Below are 330 nucleotides of genomic sequence, written 5' to 3'. Positions count from 1 at the left end.
GGCTCCTCAAGGGCTTTAAGTACCCGATCCAAGATGGTCAGGCTATCTGAGGTTGGAGGAAAGCTCTCTAAGCACCCCTCCGTCACCTCAATTCCTTCCTCTATCTCTTGAAGAAACCTTCGATTTTTTCGTTGACGCCGCCGATGGGCTGCACATTCCCGAACTGGTCAACCGAACCTGTAACGCCTATGCTCTGTTTCAGCGGCAAATCCGAAAGAGCAGAAAGAACGCCATTAGAACCGTAGCATGAAGGGCTATTGGGGCGCCTTGGCTGAGACCTGAGGCTCCCCTAAACCCTTTTATGGCGTAGGTGAGAGGCAAAAGATGAGC

General features: G+C 52.1%; 1 pseudogene. It reads right to left on the bottom strand.

The features are described from left to right. Positions 1-106 precede the first annotated feature (106 nt). Positions 107-229: pseudogene (locus tag EZM41_RS02895) on the bottom strand (S16 family serine protease); the annotation flags it as partial. Positions 230-330: the final 101 nt, after the last annotated feature.

The organism is Acetomicrobium sp. S15 = DSM 107314 (assembly GCF_016125955.1).
Lineage (GTDB): Bacteria > Synergistota > Synergistia > Synergistales > Thermosynergistaceae > Thermosynergistes > Thermosynergistes pyruvativorans.
The sequence above is the reverse complement of the archived record's forward strand: the minus strand, read 5'-3'. Positions and strand labels throughout refer to the sequence as shown.